At 62.9% G+C, this 17,215-nt stretch carries 22 protein-coding genes; 10 read left to right on the top strand and 12 right to left on the bottom strand.

The features are described from left to right. From hisD to ABNP31_RS04845, 9 genes are all read right to left on the bottom strand, one after another. Entirely contained in the window at positions 1-1,326 is a 1,326-nt protein-coding gene (hisD, locus tag ABNP31_RS04885; protein WP_025337829.1) for a histidinol dehydrogenase, read from the bottom strand. A 134-nt stretch (positions 1,327-1,460) separates the two neighbouring features. Then, positions 1,461-2,096, bottom strand: a complete 636-nt coding sequence (hisG, locus tag ABNP31_RS04880; RefSeq protein ID WP_003257924.1) for an ATP phosphoribosyltransferase — start codon at positions 2,094-2,096, stop codon at positions 1,461-1,463. 167 nt (positions 2,097-2,263) lie between these two features. Then, a complete protein-coding gene (gene murA / locus ABNP31_RS04875; RefSeq protein ID WP_085616790.1) occupies positions 2,264-3,529 on the bottom strand; it encodes a UDP-N-acetylglucosamine 1-carboxyvinyltransferase in 1,266 nt (421 codons plus the stop codon). Between the two features lie 23 nt (positions 3,530-3,552). Further along, a complete protein-coding gene (locus ABNP31_RS04870; RefSeq protein ID WP_003255121.1) occupies positions 3,553-3,792 on the bottom strand; it encodes a BolA family protein in 240 nt (79 codons plus the stop codon). Positions 3,793-3,909: 117 nt separating this feature from the next. After that, on the bottom strand, positions 3,910-4,212 hold the full coding sequence (locus tag ABNP31_RS04865) for an STAS domain-containing protein (protein WP_025337827.1): 303 nt from the start codon (positions 4,210-4,212) through the stop codon (positions 3,910-3,912). Further along, positions 4,209-4,856 carry an MlaC/ttg2D family ABC transporter substrate-binding protein gene (locus ABNP31_RS04860; protein ID WP_025337826.1) on the bottom strand — a complete coding sequence of 216 codons (648 nt, stop codon included), beginning with the start codon at positions 4,854-4,856 and terminating at the stop codon, positions 4,209-4,211. The genes ABNP31_RS04865 and ABNP31_RS04860 overlap by 4 nt, the downstream gene beginning before the upstream one ends. Positions 4,857-4,865: 9 nt before the next feature. Further along, entirely contained in the window at positions 4,866-5,351 is a 486-nt protein-coding gene (gene mlaD, locus ABNP31_RS04855; protein WP_003257921.1) for an outer membrane lipid asymmetry maintenance protein MlaD, read from the bottom strand. Further along, the gene (gene mlaE, locus ABNP31_RS04850; protein WP_025337825.1) at positions 5,351-6,148 is read right to left on the bottom strand and encodes a lipid asymmetry maintenance ABC transporter permease subunit MlaE; all 798 of its coding nucleotides are present in this window, start codon (positions 6,146-6,148) and stop codon (positions 5,351-5,353) included. The genes mlaD and mlaE overlap by 1 nt, the downstream gene beginning before the upstream one ends. After that, on the bottom strand, positions 6,148-6,957 hold the full coding sequence (locus tag ABNP31_RS04845) for an ATP-binding cassette domain-containing protein (RefSeq protein WP_012270662.1): 810 nt from the start codon (positions 6,955-6,957) through the stop codon (positions 6,148-6,150). Before ABNP31_RS04845 ends, mlaE begins: the two co-directional genes overlap by 1 nt. Positions 6,958-7,205: 248 nt before the next feature. Between ABNP31_RS04845 and ABNP31_RS04840 the strand changes: the two genes are divergently transcribed. The 10 genes from ABNP31_RS04840 to ABNP31_RS04795 all read left to right on the top strand — a co-directional run bounded on the left by ABNP31_RS04840 (position 7,206) and on the right by ABNP31_RS04795 (position 14,218). Continuing rightward, positions 7,206-8,180, top strand: a complete 975-nt coding sequence (locus tag ABNP31_RS04840) for a KpsF/GutQ family sugar-phosphate isomerase (RefSeq protein WP_003257920.1) — start codon at positions 7,206-7,208, stop codon at positions 8,178-8,180. A 12-nt stretch (positions 8,181-8,192) separates the two neighbouring features. Then, positions 8,193-8,717: a KdsC family phosphatase gene (locus tag ABNP31_RS04835; protein WP_024086339.1), complete on the top strand. Its 525-nt coding sequence runs from the start codon at positions 8,193-8,195 to the stop codon at positions 8,715-8,717. 8 nt (positions 8,718-8,725) lie between these two features. After that, on the top strand, positions 8,726-9,298 hold the full coding sequence (lptC, locus tag ABNP31_RS04830; RefSeq protein ID WP_085664516.1) for an LPS export ABC transporter periplasmic protein LptC: 573 nt from the start codon (positions 8,726-8,728) through the stop codon (positions 9,296-9,298). Further along, the gene (gene lptA, locus ABNP31_RS04825; protein WP_015269063.1) at positions 9,285-9,809 is read left to right on the top strand and encodes a lipopolysaccharide transport periplasmic protein LptA; all 525 of its coding nucleotides are present in this window, start codon (positions 9,285-9,287) and stop codon (positions 9,807-9,809) included. The genes lptC and lptA overlap by 14 nt, the downstream gene beginning before the upstream one ends. Further along, positions 9,810-10,535, top strand: coding sequence for an LPS export ABC transporter ATP-binding protein (gene lptB, locus ABNP31_RS04820; RefSeq protein WP_015269062.1), 726 nt, complete (start codon positions 9,810-9,812; stop codon positions 10,533-10,535). It begins immediately after the preceding gene. A 175-nt stretch (positions 10,536-10,710) separates the two neighbouring features. Further along, positions 10,711-12,204, top strand: a complete 1,494-nt coding sequence (locus ABNP31_RS04815) for an RNA polymerase factor sigma-54 (RefSeq protein WP_015269061.1) — start codon at positions 10,711-10,713, stop codon at positions 12,202-12,204. Positions 12,205-12,283: 79 nt separating this feature from the next. After that, positions 12,284-12,592 (top strand): ribosome hibernation-promoting factor, HPF/YfiA family, encoded by a 309-nt coding sequence (gene hpf / locus ABNP31_RS04810; protein WP_003255135.1) that lies wholly within the window; start codon positions 12,284-12,286, stop codon positions 12,590-12,592. A gap of 12 nt (positions 12,593-12,604) precedes the next feature. Next, positions 12,605-13,069, top strand: a complete 465-nt coding sequence (ptsN, locus tag ABNP31_RS04805) for a PTS IIA-like nitrogen regulatory protein PtsN (protein WP_015269060.1) — start codon at positions 12,605-12,607, stop codon at positions 13,067-13,069. 2 nt (positions 13,070-13,071) lie between these two features. After that, positions 13,072-13,926, top strand: coding sequence for an RNase adapter RapZ (gene rapZ, locus ABNP31_RS04800; RefSeq protein WP_085587488.1), 855 nt, complete (start codon positions 13,072-13,074; stop codon positions 13,924-13,926). A 19-nt stretch (positions 13,927-13,945) separates the two neighbouring features. Next, entirely contained in the window at positions 13,946-14,218 is a 273-nt protein-coding gene (locus ABNP31_RS04795; protein WP_023660775.1) for an HPr family phosphocarrier protein, read from the top strand. 364 nt (positions 14,219-14,582) lie between these two features. Here ABNP31_RS04795 and ABNP31_RS04790 read toward each other — a convergent pair whose 3' ends face one another. From ABNP31_RS04790 to ABNP31_RS04780, 3 genes are all read right to left on the bottom strand, one after another. Next, on the bottom strand, positions 14,583-15,194 hold the full coding sequence (locus tag ABNP31_RS04790) for a superoxide dismutase (RefSeq protein WP_238067302.1): 612 nt from the start codon (positions 15,192-15,194) through the stop codon (positions 14,583-14,585). Positions 15,195-15,269: 75 nt separating this feature from the next. Continuing rightward, positions 15,270-16,646 (bottom strand): class II fumarate hydratase, encoded by a 1,377-nt coding sequence (locus ABNP31_RS04785; protein ID WP_350013046.1) that lies wholly within the window; start codon positions 16,644-16,646, stop codon positions 15,270-15,272. Further along, the gene (locus tag ABNP31_RS04780) at positions 16,639-17,040 is read right to left on the bottom strand and encodes a hypothetical protein (protein WP_025337819.1); all 402 of its coding nucleotides are present in this window, start codon (positions 17,038-17,040) and stop codon (positions 16,639-16,641) included. The genes ABNP31_RS04785 and ABNP31_RS04780 overlap by 8 nt, the downstream gene beginning before the upstream one ends. Positions 17,041-17,215: the final 175 nt, after the last annotated feature.

Genomic DNA, 17,215 nt, shown 5'->3' with positions numbered 1-17,215 from the left:
TCAGTTCCCCTTCTCTTGGGTCAGGATGCGGTATTCGGCGCTGCGGGCGTGGGCGGTCAGCGACTCGCCACGGGCCAGGACCGAGGCGGTGTGGCCCAGCTCGGACGCGCCCTGCTCGGAGCAGAAAATGATCGACGAGCGCTTCTGGAAGTCATAAACCCCCAGCGGCGACGAGAAACGCGCGGTGCCGGAAGTCGGCAGCACGTGGTTGGGCCCTGCGCAGTAGTCGCCCAGCGCTTCGCTGGTGTGACGACCCATGAAGATCGCGCCAGCGTGGCGGATGTGCGGCAGCCAGGCCTGCGGATCGGCCACCGACAGTTCCAGGTGCTCGGGTGCGATGCGGTTGGCCACTTCCATGGCCTGCTGCATGTCACGCACCTGAATCAGCGCACCACGGCCATTGATCGACTTCTCGATGATCTCGGCACGTTCCATGGTCGGCAGCAGCTTGTCGATGCTGGCGGCAACGCGGTCGAGGAAGGCGGCGTCCGGGCTGACCAGGATGGCCTGGGCATCTTCGTCGTGCTCGGCCTGGGAGAACAGGTCCATGGCGATCCAGTCCGGGTCGGTCTGGCCGTCGCACACCACGAGGATTTCCGACGGGCCGGCGATCATGTCGATACCCACCTGGCCGAACACGTGGCGCTTGGCGGTGGCAACGTAGATGTTGCCCGGGCCGACGATCTTGTCCACCTGCGGCACGCTTTCGGTACCGTAGGCCAGGGCGGCGACAGCCTGGGCGCCACCGACGGTGAACACACGGTCGACACCGGCGATGCAGGCAGCCGCCAGCACCAGCTCGTTGACCTCGCCACGCGGGGTCGGCACCACCATCACCACTTCGGCCACACCGGCGACCTTGGCCGGGATGGCGTTCATCAGTACCGACGACGGGTACGACGCCTTGCCACCCGGCACATACAGGCCGGCGCGGTCCAGCGGGGTGACCTTCTGGCCAAGCACGGTGCCGTCGGCCTCGGTGTACTGCCAGGAGTCCTGCTTCTGCCGCTCGTGGTACATGCGCACACGGTTGGCAGCCTTTTCCAGGGCTTCGCGCTGGACCGGGGTAATGCGGGTCAGGGCCAGTTCCAGGCGCTCGCGACCGAGGATCAGGTCATCGATGGACTTGGCATCGACACCATCGAAACGCTGGGTGAATTCCACCAATGCCGCATCGCCACGCTCGCGCACGGCCTTGATGATGTCGAGCACGCGCTGGTTGACCGCGTCATCGGACACACTTTCCCAGCTCAGCAGATGATCCAGATGTCGGGCGAAATCCGGATCAGCAGCGTTGAGACGGGCAATTGCAGTGGACACGGTCATGGCGAGGGCCTCGATTATTGGCGAATGCTCAGGCGCCCTAGGCTACCAGTCCATCCGCGCGGGCACCCGAGAAAAATGGCTATGACGCGGATAGACGGGCGCGGCAGCGAAGGCCGCGCGCAGTCGGTAGAGAGTCAGCCGCGGTGTCGCGATTCGACCGCTCCGCGCAGCGTGTCGATCAGGCTCTGGATACGGGCGTGCTGCATTTTCATGGAGGCCTTGTTGACCACCAGGCGCGAGCTGATCGTGGCGATCAGTTCCTGGGGCTCCAGGCCGTTGGCACGCAGGGTGTTGCCGGTGTCGACCACGTCGATGATCTTGTCGGCGAGGTTGATCAGCGGTGCCAGTTCCATCGAGCCGTACAGCTTGATGATGTCGACCTGGCGGCCCTGTTCGGCGTAATAGCGCTTGGCTACGTTGACGAACTTGGTAGCCACGCGCAGACGCCCCTTGGGCTCGGGTGCGCCGACCACGCCAGCGGTCATCAGCTTGCAACGTGCAATCTGCAGGTCCAGGGGCTCGTAAAGGCCCTGGCCGCCGTACTCCATCAGCACATCCTTGCCGGCCACACCCAAGTCGGCGGCACCATGCTCGACATAGGTCGGCACGTCGGTGGCACGCACGATCAGCAGGCGCACATCGTCCTGCGTGGTGGGGATGATCAGTTTGCGGCTCTTGTCCGGGTTCTCGGTCGGCACGATACCGGCCTCGGCCAGCAACGGCAGGGTATCGTCGAGAATACGGCCTTTGGAAAGCGCGATGGTCAACATTGGAACGTCGGTCCTTAAGCGGCTACTGCCGGCCGGGCGTCGAGCCCGACCGCATTTGATTCATTGTGGGAGCGGGCTTGCCCGCAAAGCAACCACCGCGGTGCATGGCACCGGCTCTGCCGGTATTCGCGGGCAAGCCCGCTCCCACACGGTATGCCGACGGGCTACTAGCCCGGTACGCGACGGATCTTCGCGCCCAGCATCTGCAGTTTTTCTTCGATGCACTCGTAACCACGGTCGATGTGGTAGATGCGATCGATCAGGGTATCGCCTTCGGCTACCAGCGCCGACAGCACCAGGCTGGCGGAAGCACGCAGGTCGGTGGCCATTACCGGGGCACCCTTCAGCGCCTTGACGCCAGTGACGATGGCAGTGTTGCCTTCGACCTGGATCTGCGCGCCCATGCGGTGCATTTCGTAGACGTGCATGAAGCGGTTTTCGAAGATCGTCTCGATCACTGCACCGGTGCCTTCGGCAATGGCGTTGAGCGAGATGAACTGCGCCTGCATGTCGGTCGGGAACGCCGGGTACGGGGCGGTACGCAGGTTGACGGCTTTCGGCCGCTTGCCGTGCATGTCCAGCTCGATCCAGTCTTCGCCAGTGTTGATGTCGGCGCCGGCTTCCTTGAGTTTTTCCAGTACGGCTTCAAGGATGGTCGGATCGGTGTCCTTGACCTTGACGCGGCCGCCGGTCACGGCAGCGGCAACCAGGTAGGTGCCGGTCTCGATACGGTCCGGCATCACGCGGTAGTTGGCCGAGTGCAGGCGCTCGACGCCATCGATGGTGATGGTGTCGGTACCAGCGCCCTGGACCTTGCCGCCCATGGCGTTGATGAAGTTGGCCAGGTCGACCACTTCCGGCTCGCGCGCGGCGTTCTGCAGCACGCTGCGGCCCTTGGCCAGGGCAGCGGCCATCATGATGTTCTCGGTACCGGTCACGCTCACGGTGTCGAAGAAGAAGTGCGCACCGCGCAGGCCACCCTCAGGCGCCTTGGCCTTGATGTAGCCGGCTTCGACTTCGATCTTCGCGCCCATGGCCTCGAGGCCACGGATGTGCAGGTCGACCGGGCGCGAGCCAATGGCGCAACCGCCAGGCAGGGCCACTTCGGCCTCACCGAAACGGGCGACCATCGGGCCCAGCACCAGGATCGAGGCGCGCATGGTCTTGACCAGCTCGTAAGGTGCAACCAGGGTCTTGATGGTGCGAGGGTCGATCTCGACCGCCAGCTTTTCGTCGATCACCGGCTCGATGCCCATGCGGCCGAACAGCTCGATCATGGTGGTGATGTCGTGCAGGTGCGGCAGGTTGCCCACGGTGACCGGGCCGTCGGCCAGCAGGGTCGCCGCCAGAATCGGCAGGGCTGCGTTCTTCGCGCCCGAAATGCGGATCTCGCCATCAAGGCAAGCGCCGCCAGTAATAATCAGTTTGTCCATTGGAATCTCGCCGCCACGTTGGCTCAGGTGCGCTCAGCCCAGGCTGCGCTGCTGAAAAATTTCATGGTTACCGCATGGATGCTGCCATTGGCGATCCACGGATTCAGGTGAGCATAGATCGCCTGCTGGCGTTTGACCGGGCTCAGGCCAGCCAACTCGTCGCTGATCACGTTCAACTGGAAGTTGCAGCCTTCGCCTTCAACTTCGACCCGGGAACCCGGCAATTTCTCTTCAAGGAAGCTTTTAACTTCTACGGCCTGCATGCTCAACCTCAATCGGCGCCCGATGCGCACGGGTCGGCCATCATACAAAAAAGCCCCTCGCCTGCGAAGCCCAACGAGGGCTTCGCTGACCGAGGGGCCATCATCCGTGCCATGCCATCAGGTTGCCAGCACTTCATCGAGGTCATAGACCTCGGCAATTTCCCGCATGTCGTCGGGCATGCTGCGCACCTGGCAACCCTTGCCGGCGGCCTGGGCGTCACGCATGAATGCCAGCAGCAACGACAGGCCGACACTGGTGGAGCGCTGCACTGCCGAGCAATCGAGCACCAGCTGCGCCTCGCGGCAGGCCGCGATCAGCGCCTTGCCCTGCTTGCGCAGGGCCGGCCCGCTGCGGTAGTCCAGCACGCCGGCCAGGCGCAGCACGCCCGGCTCGGCCATGCTTACGCCGGCCTCACTCATTTGACGGTCTTCTCTGGCGAGTTGTCGGCGGCCTGCTTGGCCTTTGCCACTTCGCCGGCCCAGCCGTCGATGGTCTTGTCCAGGTCGTTGCCATTGCGCTGCATGGCGTCGGCGAACTGGTCGCGGAACAGCTTGCCGATGTTGATGCCGTTGACGATCACGTTACGCACCTTCCACTCGCCGCCGATGTTTTCCAGGGTGTACTGCACCGGATACACGGCACCGTTGTTGCCGGTGACCTTCATGCCAACGCTGGCGCGCTTGCCGTCATCAGCCTTGGCCGGGTCGACGGTGATGCCCTGGTTGTTGTACTCGAGCAGGGCATTGCCATAGAACTGCATCAGGCTGCGCTTGAAGTTTTCCTGGAAGCGCTGCATCTGCTCGGGGGTAGCCTTGCGCGAGTACTTGACGGTCATGATGCTTCTGGAAATACCGTCAGCGTCCACCACCGGGCCGAGGATGCGGTTCAGCGCATCGTAGAAGGCGTTGGGGTTGGACTTGTACTGTTCCTTGTTGGCCTTGAGGTCGCCCAGCAGTTCAGTGGTGGTGCCCTGAACCACATCGTGTGGCGTCTGCGCAGCCATGGTCAGCAGGGGGAAGGCCGCCAGCAGGACCAGCAGGCCACGTCGCAGGATGGAAATCATGGAAACTCCTTAGTTAGCCGGTTGCGCTTCTTTCGGTTCCTTGCCAACGGAGTTGAGCAGGAACTTGCCAATCAGATCCTCCAGCACCAGCGCCGACTGGGTGTCGTGGATGGTCCCGCCGTCCTTGAGCACCTGGTCCTCACCGCCCACGCTGATGCCGATGTACTTCTCGCCAAGCAACCCGGCGGTCAGGATCGAGGCAGTGGAGTCGGTCGGCAGGTTGTCCACCGACTTGTCCAGCTGCAGCGTCACCCGACCGGTGTACGAATCACGGTCCAGATCGATGGCGGTAACCTTGCCGATGGTCACACCGGCCATGGTCACTTTAGCTCTGACCGTCAAACCGGCGATATTGTCGAAGTAGGCATAAACTTTATAGGTATCGCTGCTCGGGCTGGCCGACAGCCCGCTGACACGCAGGGCGAGCAGCAGCAGCGCCAGGATCCCGGCCAGGAGGAACAGGCCGACACCGATTTCCAGGGTGCGGTTTTGCATCAGAAATCTCCAAACATCAAGGCGGTCAGAATAAAGTCCAGACCCAGCACTGCCAACGAGGCATAGACCACGGTCTTGGTGGTGGCACGGCTGATCCCTTCTGAGGTGGGCTCACAGTCGTACCCCTGGAATACGGCGATCCAGGTCGTGACGAAGGCAAATACCAGGCTCTTGATCAGCCCGTTGAGCACATCGTCGGTGAACGAAACACTGTTCTGCATGTTGGCCCAGAACGAGCCCTCGTAGACGCCCAGCCAGTCCACCGCCACCCACGAGCCACCCCAGATGCCGACCACGCTGAAGATCAGCGCCAGCAACGGCAGCGAGATGAAACCGGCCCACAGGCGCGGCGCGACGATGTACTTGAGCGGGTCGACGCCGATCATTTCAAGGCTCGACAACTGCTCGGTGGACTTCATGTTGCCGATTTCTGCGGTCAGCGCCGAACCGGCACGGCCGGCGAACAGCAATGCCGTCACCACCGGGCCGAGCTCACGCAGCAGGGTCAGGGCGACCATCTGCCCAACCGCCTGCTCCGAGCCGTACTTGGTCAGGATGCTGAAGCCCTGCAGCGCCAGCACCATGCCGATGAACACGCCGGACACGACGATGATCGCCAGCGACAGCACGCCCACCGAATACAGCTGCTTGACCAGCAGCTGGAAGCCGCCACCGATGCCCCCACGGCCAATCAGCGCATGGAACAGGAACAGACAGGAGCGCCCCAGCACCGCAAGCACGTCGATGGCCGAGCGCCCCAGCAGGCGGACACGTTCGAGTAAGGATTTTCTGCGCATCAACGCGCTCCCAGCAGGTCGGCGCGGTAGTCAGGCGCAGGGAAATGGAAAGGCACCGGGCCGTCCGGGTCGCCCTTCATGAACTGGCGAATGCGCGGGTTGTCCGAGCCCATCAGCTCGTCAGGCGTACCCTGGCCCAGCACCTGGCCATCACCTACCACATAGATGTAGTCGGCGATGCTGGCGGTTTCCGCCAGGTCGTGGGAAACGACGATGCTGGTGATACCCAGGGCGTCGTTGAGCAGGCGGATCAGACGCACCAATACACCCATGGCGATCGGGTCCTGGCCGACGAACGGTTCGTCGTACATGAGGATCTGCGGATCGAGGGCAATTGCCCGGGCCAACGCCACACGGCGTTTCATGCCACCGGACAGCTCGTCGGGCATCAGGTCGATGGCACCGCGCAGCCCCACGGCCTGCAGCTTCATCAGCACGATATCGCGGATCATCTCGTCCGACAGCTGGGTGTGCACGCGCAGCGGGAACGCGACGTTCTCGAACACATCGAGATCGGTGAACAGCGCGCCGCTCTGGAACAGCACCCCCATTTGCTTGCGGGCGTCGAACAGGTCGCTGCGCGACAGCGTCGGCAGGTTCTGCCCGGCAACCCAGACCTCACCGCTGGAGGGGCGCAACTGCGCGCCCATCAGGCGGAGCAACGTGGTCTTGCCGCAACCCGATGGCCCCATGATACCGGTGACCTTGCCGCGCGGGATGCGAATGTCGACGTTGCTGAAAATGCTGCGCGAACCGCGTTTGAAGGTAACCCCCTTCAACTCGACCGCGTAGGCGCTATCCACACTCATCTAGACTCCTTGCTAGTGCAGCCTCGTCCTAATGGACGTCGGCCTCCATCTGGAAGGCACAAGCGCCCCTGGCAGGCCGAATAGCGGCGAACTATAGCACCGCTGACAGCGCCGCCCCAAGGTCGGCTAACGAGTCGTTCAGCCCTGCGACAGGCTGGCGAGACATTCACCACGGCAATCGAAAGCGTGAGGGTTTCTTTCATTGCAGCTATAATCGCCGCCTTTTCATCAGGCATTGCTTTTTCGACATGAGCCAATCCAGCGAGCTGATCCAATCCGCCCAACGCACCCTGCGCCTGGAACTCGAGGCCGTAGAGGCCCTGCTGGCGCGCATCGACGACAATTTCGTCAAGGCCTGCGAACTGATCCTGGCCAGCAAGGGCCGGGTCGTCGTGGTCGGCATGGGCAAGTCCGGGCACATCGGCAACAAGATCGCCGCCACCCTGGCCAGCACCGGCACGCCGGCGTTTTTCGTGCACCCGGCCGAAGCCAGCCATGGCGACATGGGCATGATCACCCGCGATGATGTCATCCTTGCCCTGTCGAATTCCGGCAGCACCGCCGAAATCGTCACCCTGCTGCCGCTGATCAAGCGCCTGGGCATCAAGCTGATCAGCCTGACCGGCAACCCGGACTCGCCCCTGGCCCAAGCTGCCGAGGTCAACCTCGACGCCCGCGTCGAGCAAGAGGCCTGCCCGCTGAACCTGGCCCCCACCTCCTCCACCACCGCATCGCTGGTGCTGGGCGACGCGCTGGCCATTGCCCTGCTCGAAGCTCGCGGCTTCACCGCCGAGGACTTTGCCTTCTCGCACCCGGGTGGTGCACTGGGCCGCCGCCTGCTGCTCAAGGTGGAAAACGTGATGCACGCCGGCGACGAACTGCCCCAGGTGCCCCGCGGCACCCTGCTCAAGGACGCACTCCTTGAAATGTCCCGCAAAGGCCTGGGCATGACCGTGATCGTCGAAGCCGATGGCAAGCTGGCAGGGATCTTCACCGACGGCGACCTGCGCCGCAGCCTGGACCGCAACATCGACGTCCACACCACCCTGATCGACCAGGTAATGACCGTGCACGGCAAGACGGCCCGCGCCGAAATGCTTGCGGCCGAGGCCCTGAAGATCATGGAAGACCACAAGATCGGCGCCCTGGTGGTGGTGGACCGCGAGGACCGCCCCACCGGCGCCCTGAACATGCACGACCTGCTGCGCGCCGGCGTGATGTAAAGGAGCGATGGAATGAACCAGGACCTCATGCAACGCGGCAAGAACATCAAGCTGGCAGTGTTCGACGTGGACGGCGTGCTCACCGACGGGCGCCTGTACTTCCTCGAGGACGGCAGCGAGTTCAAGACCTTCAACACCCTCGACGGCCAGGGCATCAAGATGCTCATGGCCTCGGGCGTGACCACCGCGATCATCAGCGGGCGCAAGACCCCGGTGGTCGAGCGCCGGGCGAAGAACCTCGGCATCCCGCACCTGTACCAGGGCCGCGAGGACAAACTGGTGGTGCTGGACGGCCTGCTCGCCGAACTGGGCCTGAGCTATGCTCAAGTGGCCTACCTGGGCGACGACCTGCCCGACCTGCCGGTAATCCGCCGGGTCGCCCTGGGCATGGCAGTGGCCAACGCCGCGCCGTTCGTTCGCCAGCACGCCCATGGCGTGACCCAGGCACGTGGCGGCGAAGGCGCGGCCCGTGAATTCTGCGAACTGATCATGCAGGCCCAGGGCACCCTGGACGCTGCCAACGCCAACTACCTGTAAGGCTGCCCATGCTCAGCAAGAAAGCCCGCAACATTGCGCTGCTCGCAGTGATCGCCGCCCTGCTGGTGGCGATCGGCTACTGGAATGTCAGCCCGGAAAGCTTCCTCGACAAGCCGGTGACCCAGGTCGACGAAAGCGCCATCGACTACTACGCGGTCAACGCCCACAGCGTGCAGTTCCTGCCCGACGGCAAATTGCAGTACGAAATGACCGCCGACAAGGTCGAACACCTCAAGGCCAGCGAAATCACCCTGCTGACCACGCCGGACCTGCACCTGTACCGCGGTACCGAATACCCGTGGCATGTGCAGAGCACCCGCGCCGAAGTCAACCCGGACGGCAGCGAAGTCGAACTGATCGACAACGTACGGGTCGCCCGCACCGACGAAAAGCAGCGCGAAATGATCATTACCAGCTCACGCATGACCGTGTTCCCGCAGAAGCAATATGCGCAGACCGAGCAAGCCGTTAGAATCGACGGCGCCGGTGGCACAACTACGGGCAAAGGAATGAAAGCGTATTTGAAAGAAGGCAAGATGGACTTGCTCTCTAACGTAAGAGGACAGTATGAGGCTCGTTAAAACCCTCCCCCTTTTGCTCAGCCTGAGCGCAGCACTGGGAAGCGCGAGCGCCCTCGCCCTGCCGAACGACCGTGACCAGCCTATCCGCATCCAGGCCGACAACGCCCACCTGGACGACAAGCAGGGCGTGGCCACCTACACCGGCGACGTGATCATCACCCAGGGTTCGATGATGATCAAAGGCAACACCGTGACCATCACCCGCTCCGCCTCCGGCGACATCGACGTGGTGACCTCGGTGGGCAACCTGGCCTACTTCGAGCAGCAGCAGAGCGCAGCCAAGCCAGACAAGATGAAAGGCTGGGCGGTGACCATCCAGTACCAGTCGCAGAAGGACATGGTGATCCTCACCGACCGCGCCAAGGTCGAGAACGAAGGCAACACCACCGAAGGCGAGAAGATCGTCTACAACACCCAGACCCAGGTGGCAACCGCCGGTCGCGGTGGCAACGTGACCTCGCCGCGTCAGCGTATCGACATGGTGATCCAGCCCAAGAAGAAGGCCGAGTAAATGGCAACCCTCAAAGCCCAGCACCTGGCCAAGAGCTACAAGGGGCGGCAAGTCGTACGTGACGTCAGCCTGTCGATCGACAGCGGCCAGATCGTCGGCCTGCTCGGCCCCAACGGCGCCGGCAAGACCACCTGCTTCTACATGATCGTCGGCCTGGTCCAGGCCGATCAGGGGCGCGTGCTGATCGACAACCTCGATGTCAGCCACCAGCCCATGCACGGTCGCGCCCGCGCCGGCATCGGCTACCTGCCGCAGGAAGCCTCGATCTTCCGCAAGCTGTCGGTGGCCGACAACATCATGGCCATCCTCGAGACCCGCAAGGAACTCGATCGCGACGGCCGGCGCAAAGAGCTGGAAAGCCTGCTGCAGGAGTTCCACATCAGCCACATTCGCGACAACCTCGGCATGAGCCTGTCCGGTGGTGAGCGCCGCCGCGTGGAAATTGCCCGCGCGCTGGCGACCGCACCCAAGTTCATCCTGCTGGACGAACCGTTTGCCGGTGTCGACCCGATTTCGGTCGGCGACATCAAGCAGATCATCCATCACCTCAAGGCCAAGGGTATCGGTGTACTGATCACCGACCACAACGTGCGTGAGACCCTGGATATCTGCGAAACCGCCTATATCGTCAACGATGGCCGGCTGATCGCCGAAGGCGACGCCGAAACCATCCTGGCCAACGACCTGGTCAAAGAGGTTTATCTGGGCCACGAGTTCCGGCTCTGAGCCCGGCACGCGCCTGGAGTACTGGCAAATCGCCCTGAAACCCGGGGTAAAGTGTTACGGTGCTCTAGGCAAACGCTACAATTTAAGGCATAAAACTTGCTTGATCTGGCGCCCCGGCGCCCTCGTGTAGTGGATGGCGCATGCGCGCCGGCGAACAAGGTATTAAGCCCCAGCCATGAAACCATCGCTCGTCCTAAAAATGGGCCAGCAACTGACGATGACACCGCAGTTGCAACAGGCCATCCGCCTGCTCCAGCTCTCCACCCTGGACCTCCAACAGGAAATCCAGGAAGCGCTGGAGTCGAACCCGATGCTCGAACGTCAGGAAGACGGCGACGACTTCGACAACAGCGACCCGATGGCGGACAACGCCGAGAACAAGCCGGCCGCCGAAGTCCAGGACAACAGCTTCCAGGAAAGCACTACCAGTGCCGACACCCTGGAAGACGGTGAGTGGAGCGAGCGCATCCCCAACGAACTGCCGGTCGACACCGCCTGGGAAGACATCTACCAGACCAGTGCCAGCAGCCTGCCGAGCAACGACGACGACGAGTGGGACTTCACCACCCGCACATCGGCCGGCGAAAGCCTGCAAAGCCACCTGTTGTGGCAACTGAACCTGGCTCCGATGTCCGACACCGACCGCCTGATCGCCGTCACCCTGATCGACAGCATCAACGGCCAGGGCTACCTGGAAGACACCCTCGAGGAGATCTGCGCCGGTTTCGACCCGGAGCTGGATATCGAGCTGGACGAGGTCGAAGCGGTGCTGCACCGCATCCAGCAGTTCGAGCCAGCCGGCGTTGCCGCCCGTACCCTGGGCGAATGCCTGTTGCTGCAACTACGCCAACTGCCCGCCAGCACCCCGTGGATGGCCGAAGCCAAGCGCCTGGTCACCGACTTCATCGACCTGCTCGGCAGCCGTGACTACAGCCAGCTGATGCGTCGCATGAAAATCAAGGAAGACGAGCTGCGCCAGGTCATCGAGCTGGTACAAAGCCTCAACCCGCGCCCCGGCTCGCAGATCGAGTCCAGCGAGCCCGAGTACGTGGTGCCCGACGTCATCGTGCGCAAGGACAGCGACCGCTGGCTGGTGGAGCTGAACCAGGAGGCCATTCCGCGCCTGCGCGTCAACCCGCAGTACGCCGGGTTTGTGCGCCGGGCCGACACCAGCGCCGACAACACCTTCATGCGCAACCAGCTGCAGGAAGCGCGCTGGTTCATCAAGAGCCTGCAAAGCCGCAACGAAACCCTGATGAAGGTGGCCACGCAGATCGTCGAGCACCAGCGCGGCTTCCTCGACCACGGCGACGAAGCGATGAAGCCGCTGGTACTGCATGACATCGCCGAAGCGGTGGGCATGCACGAGTCGACCATTTCGCGGGTAACCACGCAGAAATACATGCACACCCCGCGTGGCATCTACGAACTGAAATACTTTTTCTCAAGCCACGTCAGCACCTCCGAAGGCGGAGAATGCTCGTCTACGGCGATCCGCGCGATCATCAAGAAACTGGTTGCGGCGGAAAATCAGAAAAAGCCATTGAGTGACAGCAAGATCGCTGGTTTACTGGAGGCACAAGGCATCCAGGTAGCCCGTCGCACCGTCGCCAAGTACCGCGAGTCCCTCGGCATCGCACCGTCGAGCGAGCGCAAGCGACTGATGTAGCCCCTGAGATGTGCCACAGCGTTTGTGGGGCAGGTGCAAGACCTGCCTCTTTATGCACGGGCAACAAAGGAGAAGCTGTATGCAAGTCAATATCAGTGGACAGCATGTAGAAGTCACCCAGCCACTGCGCGATTATGTGCTTGAAAAGCTCGCTCGCGTGGAAAGTCACTTCGACAAGATCACCAACGTGCAGGTCATCATGAAAGTCGAGAAGCTGCAGCAGAAGGTCGAGGCGACCTTGCAGATTCCCGGCGGCGAAGTGGTTGCCAACGCCGAACACGAAGACATGTATGCAGCGATCGACGCCTTGGCCGACAAGCTCGACCGCCAACTGAAAAAACACAAGGAAAAACAGCAAAGCCTGCTGCAAGGTGCAGCTGCCCGCTGATCCCCCTCATCCATGATCCGACTTGAAACCATCCTGACCCCCGGCCGTTCCCTCGTGAACGTGCCGGGCGGCAGCAAGAAGCGCGCCCTGGAAAAGGTCGCCACCGTCATCGCCGAACAAGTGCCCGAACTGGAGATGCAAGACGTCTTCGAAAAACTGGTCGCCCGGGAAAAACTCGGTTCGACCGGTTTCGGCAACGGCATCGCCATCCCGCACTGCCGGCTTGAAGGATGTTCCGCTCCGGTCAGCGCCCTGCTGCACCTGGAAGCCCCTATCGACTACGACGCCATCGATGGCGCGCCGGTGGACCTGCTGTTCGTCCTGCTGGTGCCTGAAGCCGCCACCGATGCCCATCTGGAACTGCTGCGCCAGATTGCCAGCATGCTCGATCGCAAGGAGGTCCGTGATCGCCTGCGTGCGGCCACCAGCAGCGAGGCCCTGTTCCAGGTTGTCCTGGACGTACAGAACGAGCACTGAACATGCGCCTGATCATCGTCAGCGGCCGGTCCGGCTCCGGCAAGAGCACCGCCCTCGATGTCCTGGAAGACAACGGTTTCTACTGCATTGACAACCTGCCCGCCGGGCTGCTGCCACAGCTGGCGGAAAATGCACTGATCAATACCGAGTTGCTGCAACCCAAGGTCGCCGTGTCGATCGACGCGCGCAACCTGCCCAGCCACCTGACGCGCTTCCCCGAGTTGCTCGAAGAAGCCCGCGCCCGGCATATCCAGTGCGACGTGCTGTACCTGGATGCCGACGAAGACATGCTGCTCAAGCGCTTTTCGGAAACCCGCCGGCGCCACCCGCTGACCAACGCCAACCGCTCGCTCGCGGAAGCGATTCGGGTGGAAAGCGAATTGCTGGGGCCGATTGCTGACCTGGCCGACCTGAAGATCGATACCACCAGCCTGAACCTGTACCAGTTGCGTGATTCGATCAAGCTGCGCCTGCTCAACCAGCCCGAGCCTGGCACCGCGTTCCTGGTCGAGTCGTTCGGTTTCAAGCGCGGAATGCCGGTCGATGCCGACCTGGTGTTCGATGTGCGCTGCCTGCCCAACCCCTACTGGAAGCCTGAGCTGCGTGAGCACTCCGGCCTCGACCAACCGGTAATCGACTACCTGGCCGCACAGCCGGATGTCGAAGAGATGTTCAACGACATTTCCAGCTACCTGCTCAAGTGGCTGCCCCGCTTCGCCGCCAGCAACCGTGCCTACGTCACCATTGCCATTGGCTGCACCGGCGGTCACCACCGCTCGGTGTACATCACCGAACGCCTTGGCCAGCTGCTGCAGCAATCCCTGAAAAACGTCCAGGTCCGCCACCGCGACCTCTAGCCCAAGGATCCGCCCCACGATGCCCGCCCGTGAAATCACCATCATCAACAAGCTGGGTCTGCATGCCCGGGCGGCAGCCAAGTTCGTCGGCGTTGCCGGCCGCTTCCCCTGCCAGGTCAGGGTTGGCCGTGCGCCGGACAAGCTGGTGGATGGCAAGAGCATCATGGCGGTGATGATGCTGGCGGCCGGCAAAGGCACCCAGGTGCACCTGCATACCGAAGGCGAGCAGGACGTTGATGCCATGGATGCGCTGGTCGAGCTGATCAACAACTTCTTCGACGAAGGCGAATGAATTTCGCTGGCTCATTCGCAAGCGGTACGCGTACCCTGTGGGAGCGGCTTTAGCCGCGAAGAACCCAACGCGGTGCATGGCACCGGCTACGCCGGTGTTCGCGGCTAAAGCCGCTCCCACAGAGTCCCCGCTAATTCAATGAGTCATGTGCCGCTCCCACAGCGAAACCGGTGAACACCCCATCATCCGGCGCAAACCGATGCACACCCCCAAGCTGGCCAGGCCAGGTCCAACCAGGCGAAGCCGCGCGCCAATAGCAATGCAGTGCCTGCCAGCAACAGCAAAGTCCCAAGCGTCAGGCGAAACAGGCGAAACAGGCGCACACGGCTGACGGACATCATCTGGGAGCGCATACCGGGGAGACTCATTTCAGGGTTTCGAGGTAGCGGCGCTCCACTTCCGCCCAGTCAATGACGTTGTAGAAAGCACCGATGTATTCCGGACGACGGTTCTGGTACTTCAGGTAGTAGGCATGCTCCCACACGTCCAGGCCGAGGATTGGCGTGTTGCCGTGCATCAGCGGGCTGTCCTGGTTGCCGCTGCTTTCCACTACCAGGGTTTTCTGCGGGGTCACGCTGAGCCAGGCCCAGCCACTGCCGAAGCGGGTCAGCGCAGCCTTGGTGAAGGCCTCCTTGAAGGCATCGAAGCCGCCCAGTTGGGCGTCGATGGCCTGCGCCAGAGCGCCATGCGGCTCTCCCCCGCCCTGCGGTGACATCACGGTCCAGAACAGGCTGTGGTTGGCGTGCCCGCCGCCATGGTTGGTCACCGCACCACGCAGGTTTTCCGGCAGTTGCCCGACCGCGCCGAGCAGTTTTTCCACCGGCCACTCAGCCCACTCGGTGCCTTCGATGGCGGCGTTGAGGCCATTGACGTAGGTCTGGTGGTGCTTGGTGTGGTGGATTTCCATGGTCTGCGCGTCGATGTGCGGTTCCAGCGCAGCGTAGGCGTAAGACAGTGCAGGCAAGGTATGGGGCATATCAGTGAATTCCGTAGGCATGGGTTGGGCGATGACCAATGCGGCCACCGCTGGCGCTTGGGCCGTGACTCAGTGTCAGATACCACCGGCGGTGAGCTTCTCCGGGTCCAGCAGCGCTTCCAGCTGGTCACGCGACAGGTCGGTGTGCTCCAGCGCCACGTCGATGATCGGACGGCCCTGCTTGTAGGCGGTCTTGGCGATTTCAGCGGCCTTGAGGTAGCCGATGATCGGGTTCAGCGCCGTGACCAGAATCGGGTTGCGTGCCAGGGCTTCCTTGAGCTTGCTTTCGTTGACCTTGAAGCTGGCGATGGCCTTGTCGGCCAGCAGGCGGCTGACGTTGGCCATCAGCTCGATGCTCTCCAGCAGGTTGCGGGCGATCACCGGCAGCATCACGTTCAGCTCGAAGTTGCCGGACTGGCCGGCGATGGCGATGGTGGCGTCATTGCCGATCACCTGGGCGGCGACCATGGCGGTGGCCTCCGGAATCACCGGGTTGACCTTGCCCGGCATGATCGAAGAGCCCGGCTGCAGGCCTTGCAGCTCGATTTCGCCCAGCCCGGCCAGCGGGCCAGAGTTCATCCAGCGCAGGTCGTTGGCGATCTTCATCAGCGCCACGGCGGCAGTCTTGAGCTGGCCGGACAGGGCCACCGCGGTGTCCTGCGAGCCGATCAGGGCGAACAGGTTCTGCCCGGGGGTGAACTCGACCTGGGTCAGGCCGCTGAGCTGGCGGGCGAAACCGGCAGCGAACTGTGGGTGAGCGTTGATGCCGGTGCCCACGGCGGTGCCACCCTGGGCCAGCGCCTGCAGGCTCGGCAGGGTCGCTTCGATGTGTGCCTTGGCGCCATTGATCTGCGCCGCCCAGCCATCCAGCACCTGGCTCATGCGCACTGGCATGGCGTCCATCAGGTGGGTGCGGCCGGTCTTCACGTACTGATGCACCTGTGCCGACTTGGCCTCGATCACCTTTACCAGGTGCGCCAGGGCTGGCAGCAGTTGCTCGTGCAGGGCCAGGGCGGCACTGACGTGAATGGTGGTCGGGATGATGTCGTTGCTGCTCTGGCCGCAGTTGACGTGGTCGTTGGCGTTGACGGCCTCACCCAGCACGCGGCTGGCCAGAGTCGCGATCACCTCGTTGGCGTTCATGTTCGAGCTGGTGCCGGAGCCGGTCTGGAACACATCCACCGGGAAATGCTGGATGAAGTGACCCGCCAGCAGTTGCTCGACTGCCGTTACGATGGCCTGGCCCTGCGCGGTCGACAGCTGTTCCAGTTCGACGTTGGCCTTGGCCGCGGCAGCCTTGGCCAGCAGCAGCGCACGAATGAACTGGGCCGGCATGCGCTGGCCGCTGATCGGGAAATTGTCGACCGCGCGCTGGGTCTGGGCACCGTACAGGGCCTGGGCCGGCACCTGCAGTTCGCCCATGCTGTCACGCTCGATACGGGTATCACTCATCATCAAATCCTTGCATCAGTTCATCGGGAGAAATCGACGGCAGCAGGCGGCAATTGGCCAACTGCAGGGCGTAGGGCTGCCAGCGCTGGTTCTGGGCCTCGCGGTCGAGGTTGCGCAGGTCCAGTAGCGGGCGCCAGGCCTGGTCCAGGCACAGGCAGCGCCAATGCCAGGGCAGCATGCGGTCGCAGGCGGTATCCAGCAGCAGGCGGAAGGAGGTCAGCGCCACCGTCCATGGCGAGGTCTCGGTGCAGCACACCAGGTAACGGCCTTCAGCCAGGTAATGCTCGATCAAGCGCGGCTCGTCGGGCTCGAGCGCACAGCGGATGCGTCGGCTGAGCCAGCGCCAGTTTTCCAGGTAGGGCAGTTCGCGGAGGACGGGTTTCATGAACATCATCGCCGGGTTACTGGATAATGATATTCATTATTAGGTGATAAACAGAATCACTTCAAGAGAAAGGTGATGAAACAAAAAACCCGGCGTGGGGGCCGGGTCTTCGGTTTCATTGAAAATTCTCTATAGCCTGCACCGGCCTCTTCGCGGGTAAACCCGCTCCCACAGGAATCGCACA

Origin of the sequence: Pseudomonas asiatica, from assembly GCF_040214835.1 — a bacterium.
Lineage (GTDB): Bacteria > Pseudomonadota > Gammaproteobacteria > Pseudomonadales > Pseudomonadaceae > Aquipseudomonas > Aquipseudomonas putida_Z.
Note: the sequence above shows the minus strand (reverse complement) of the source record. Positions and strands in the feature narration are given on the sequence as shown.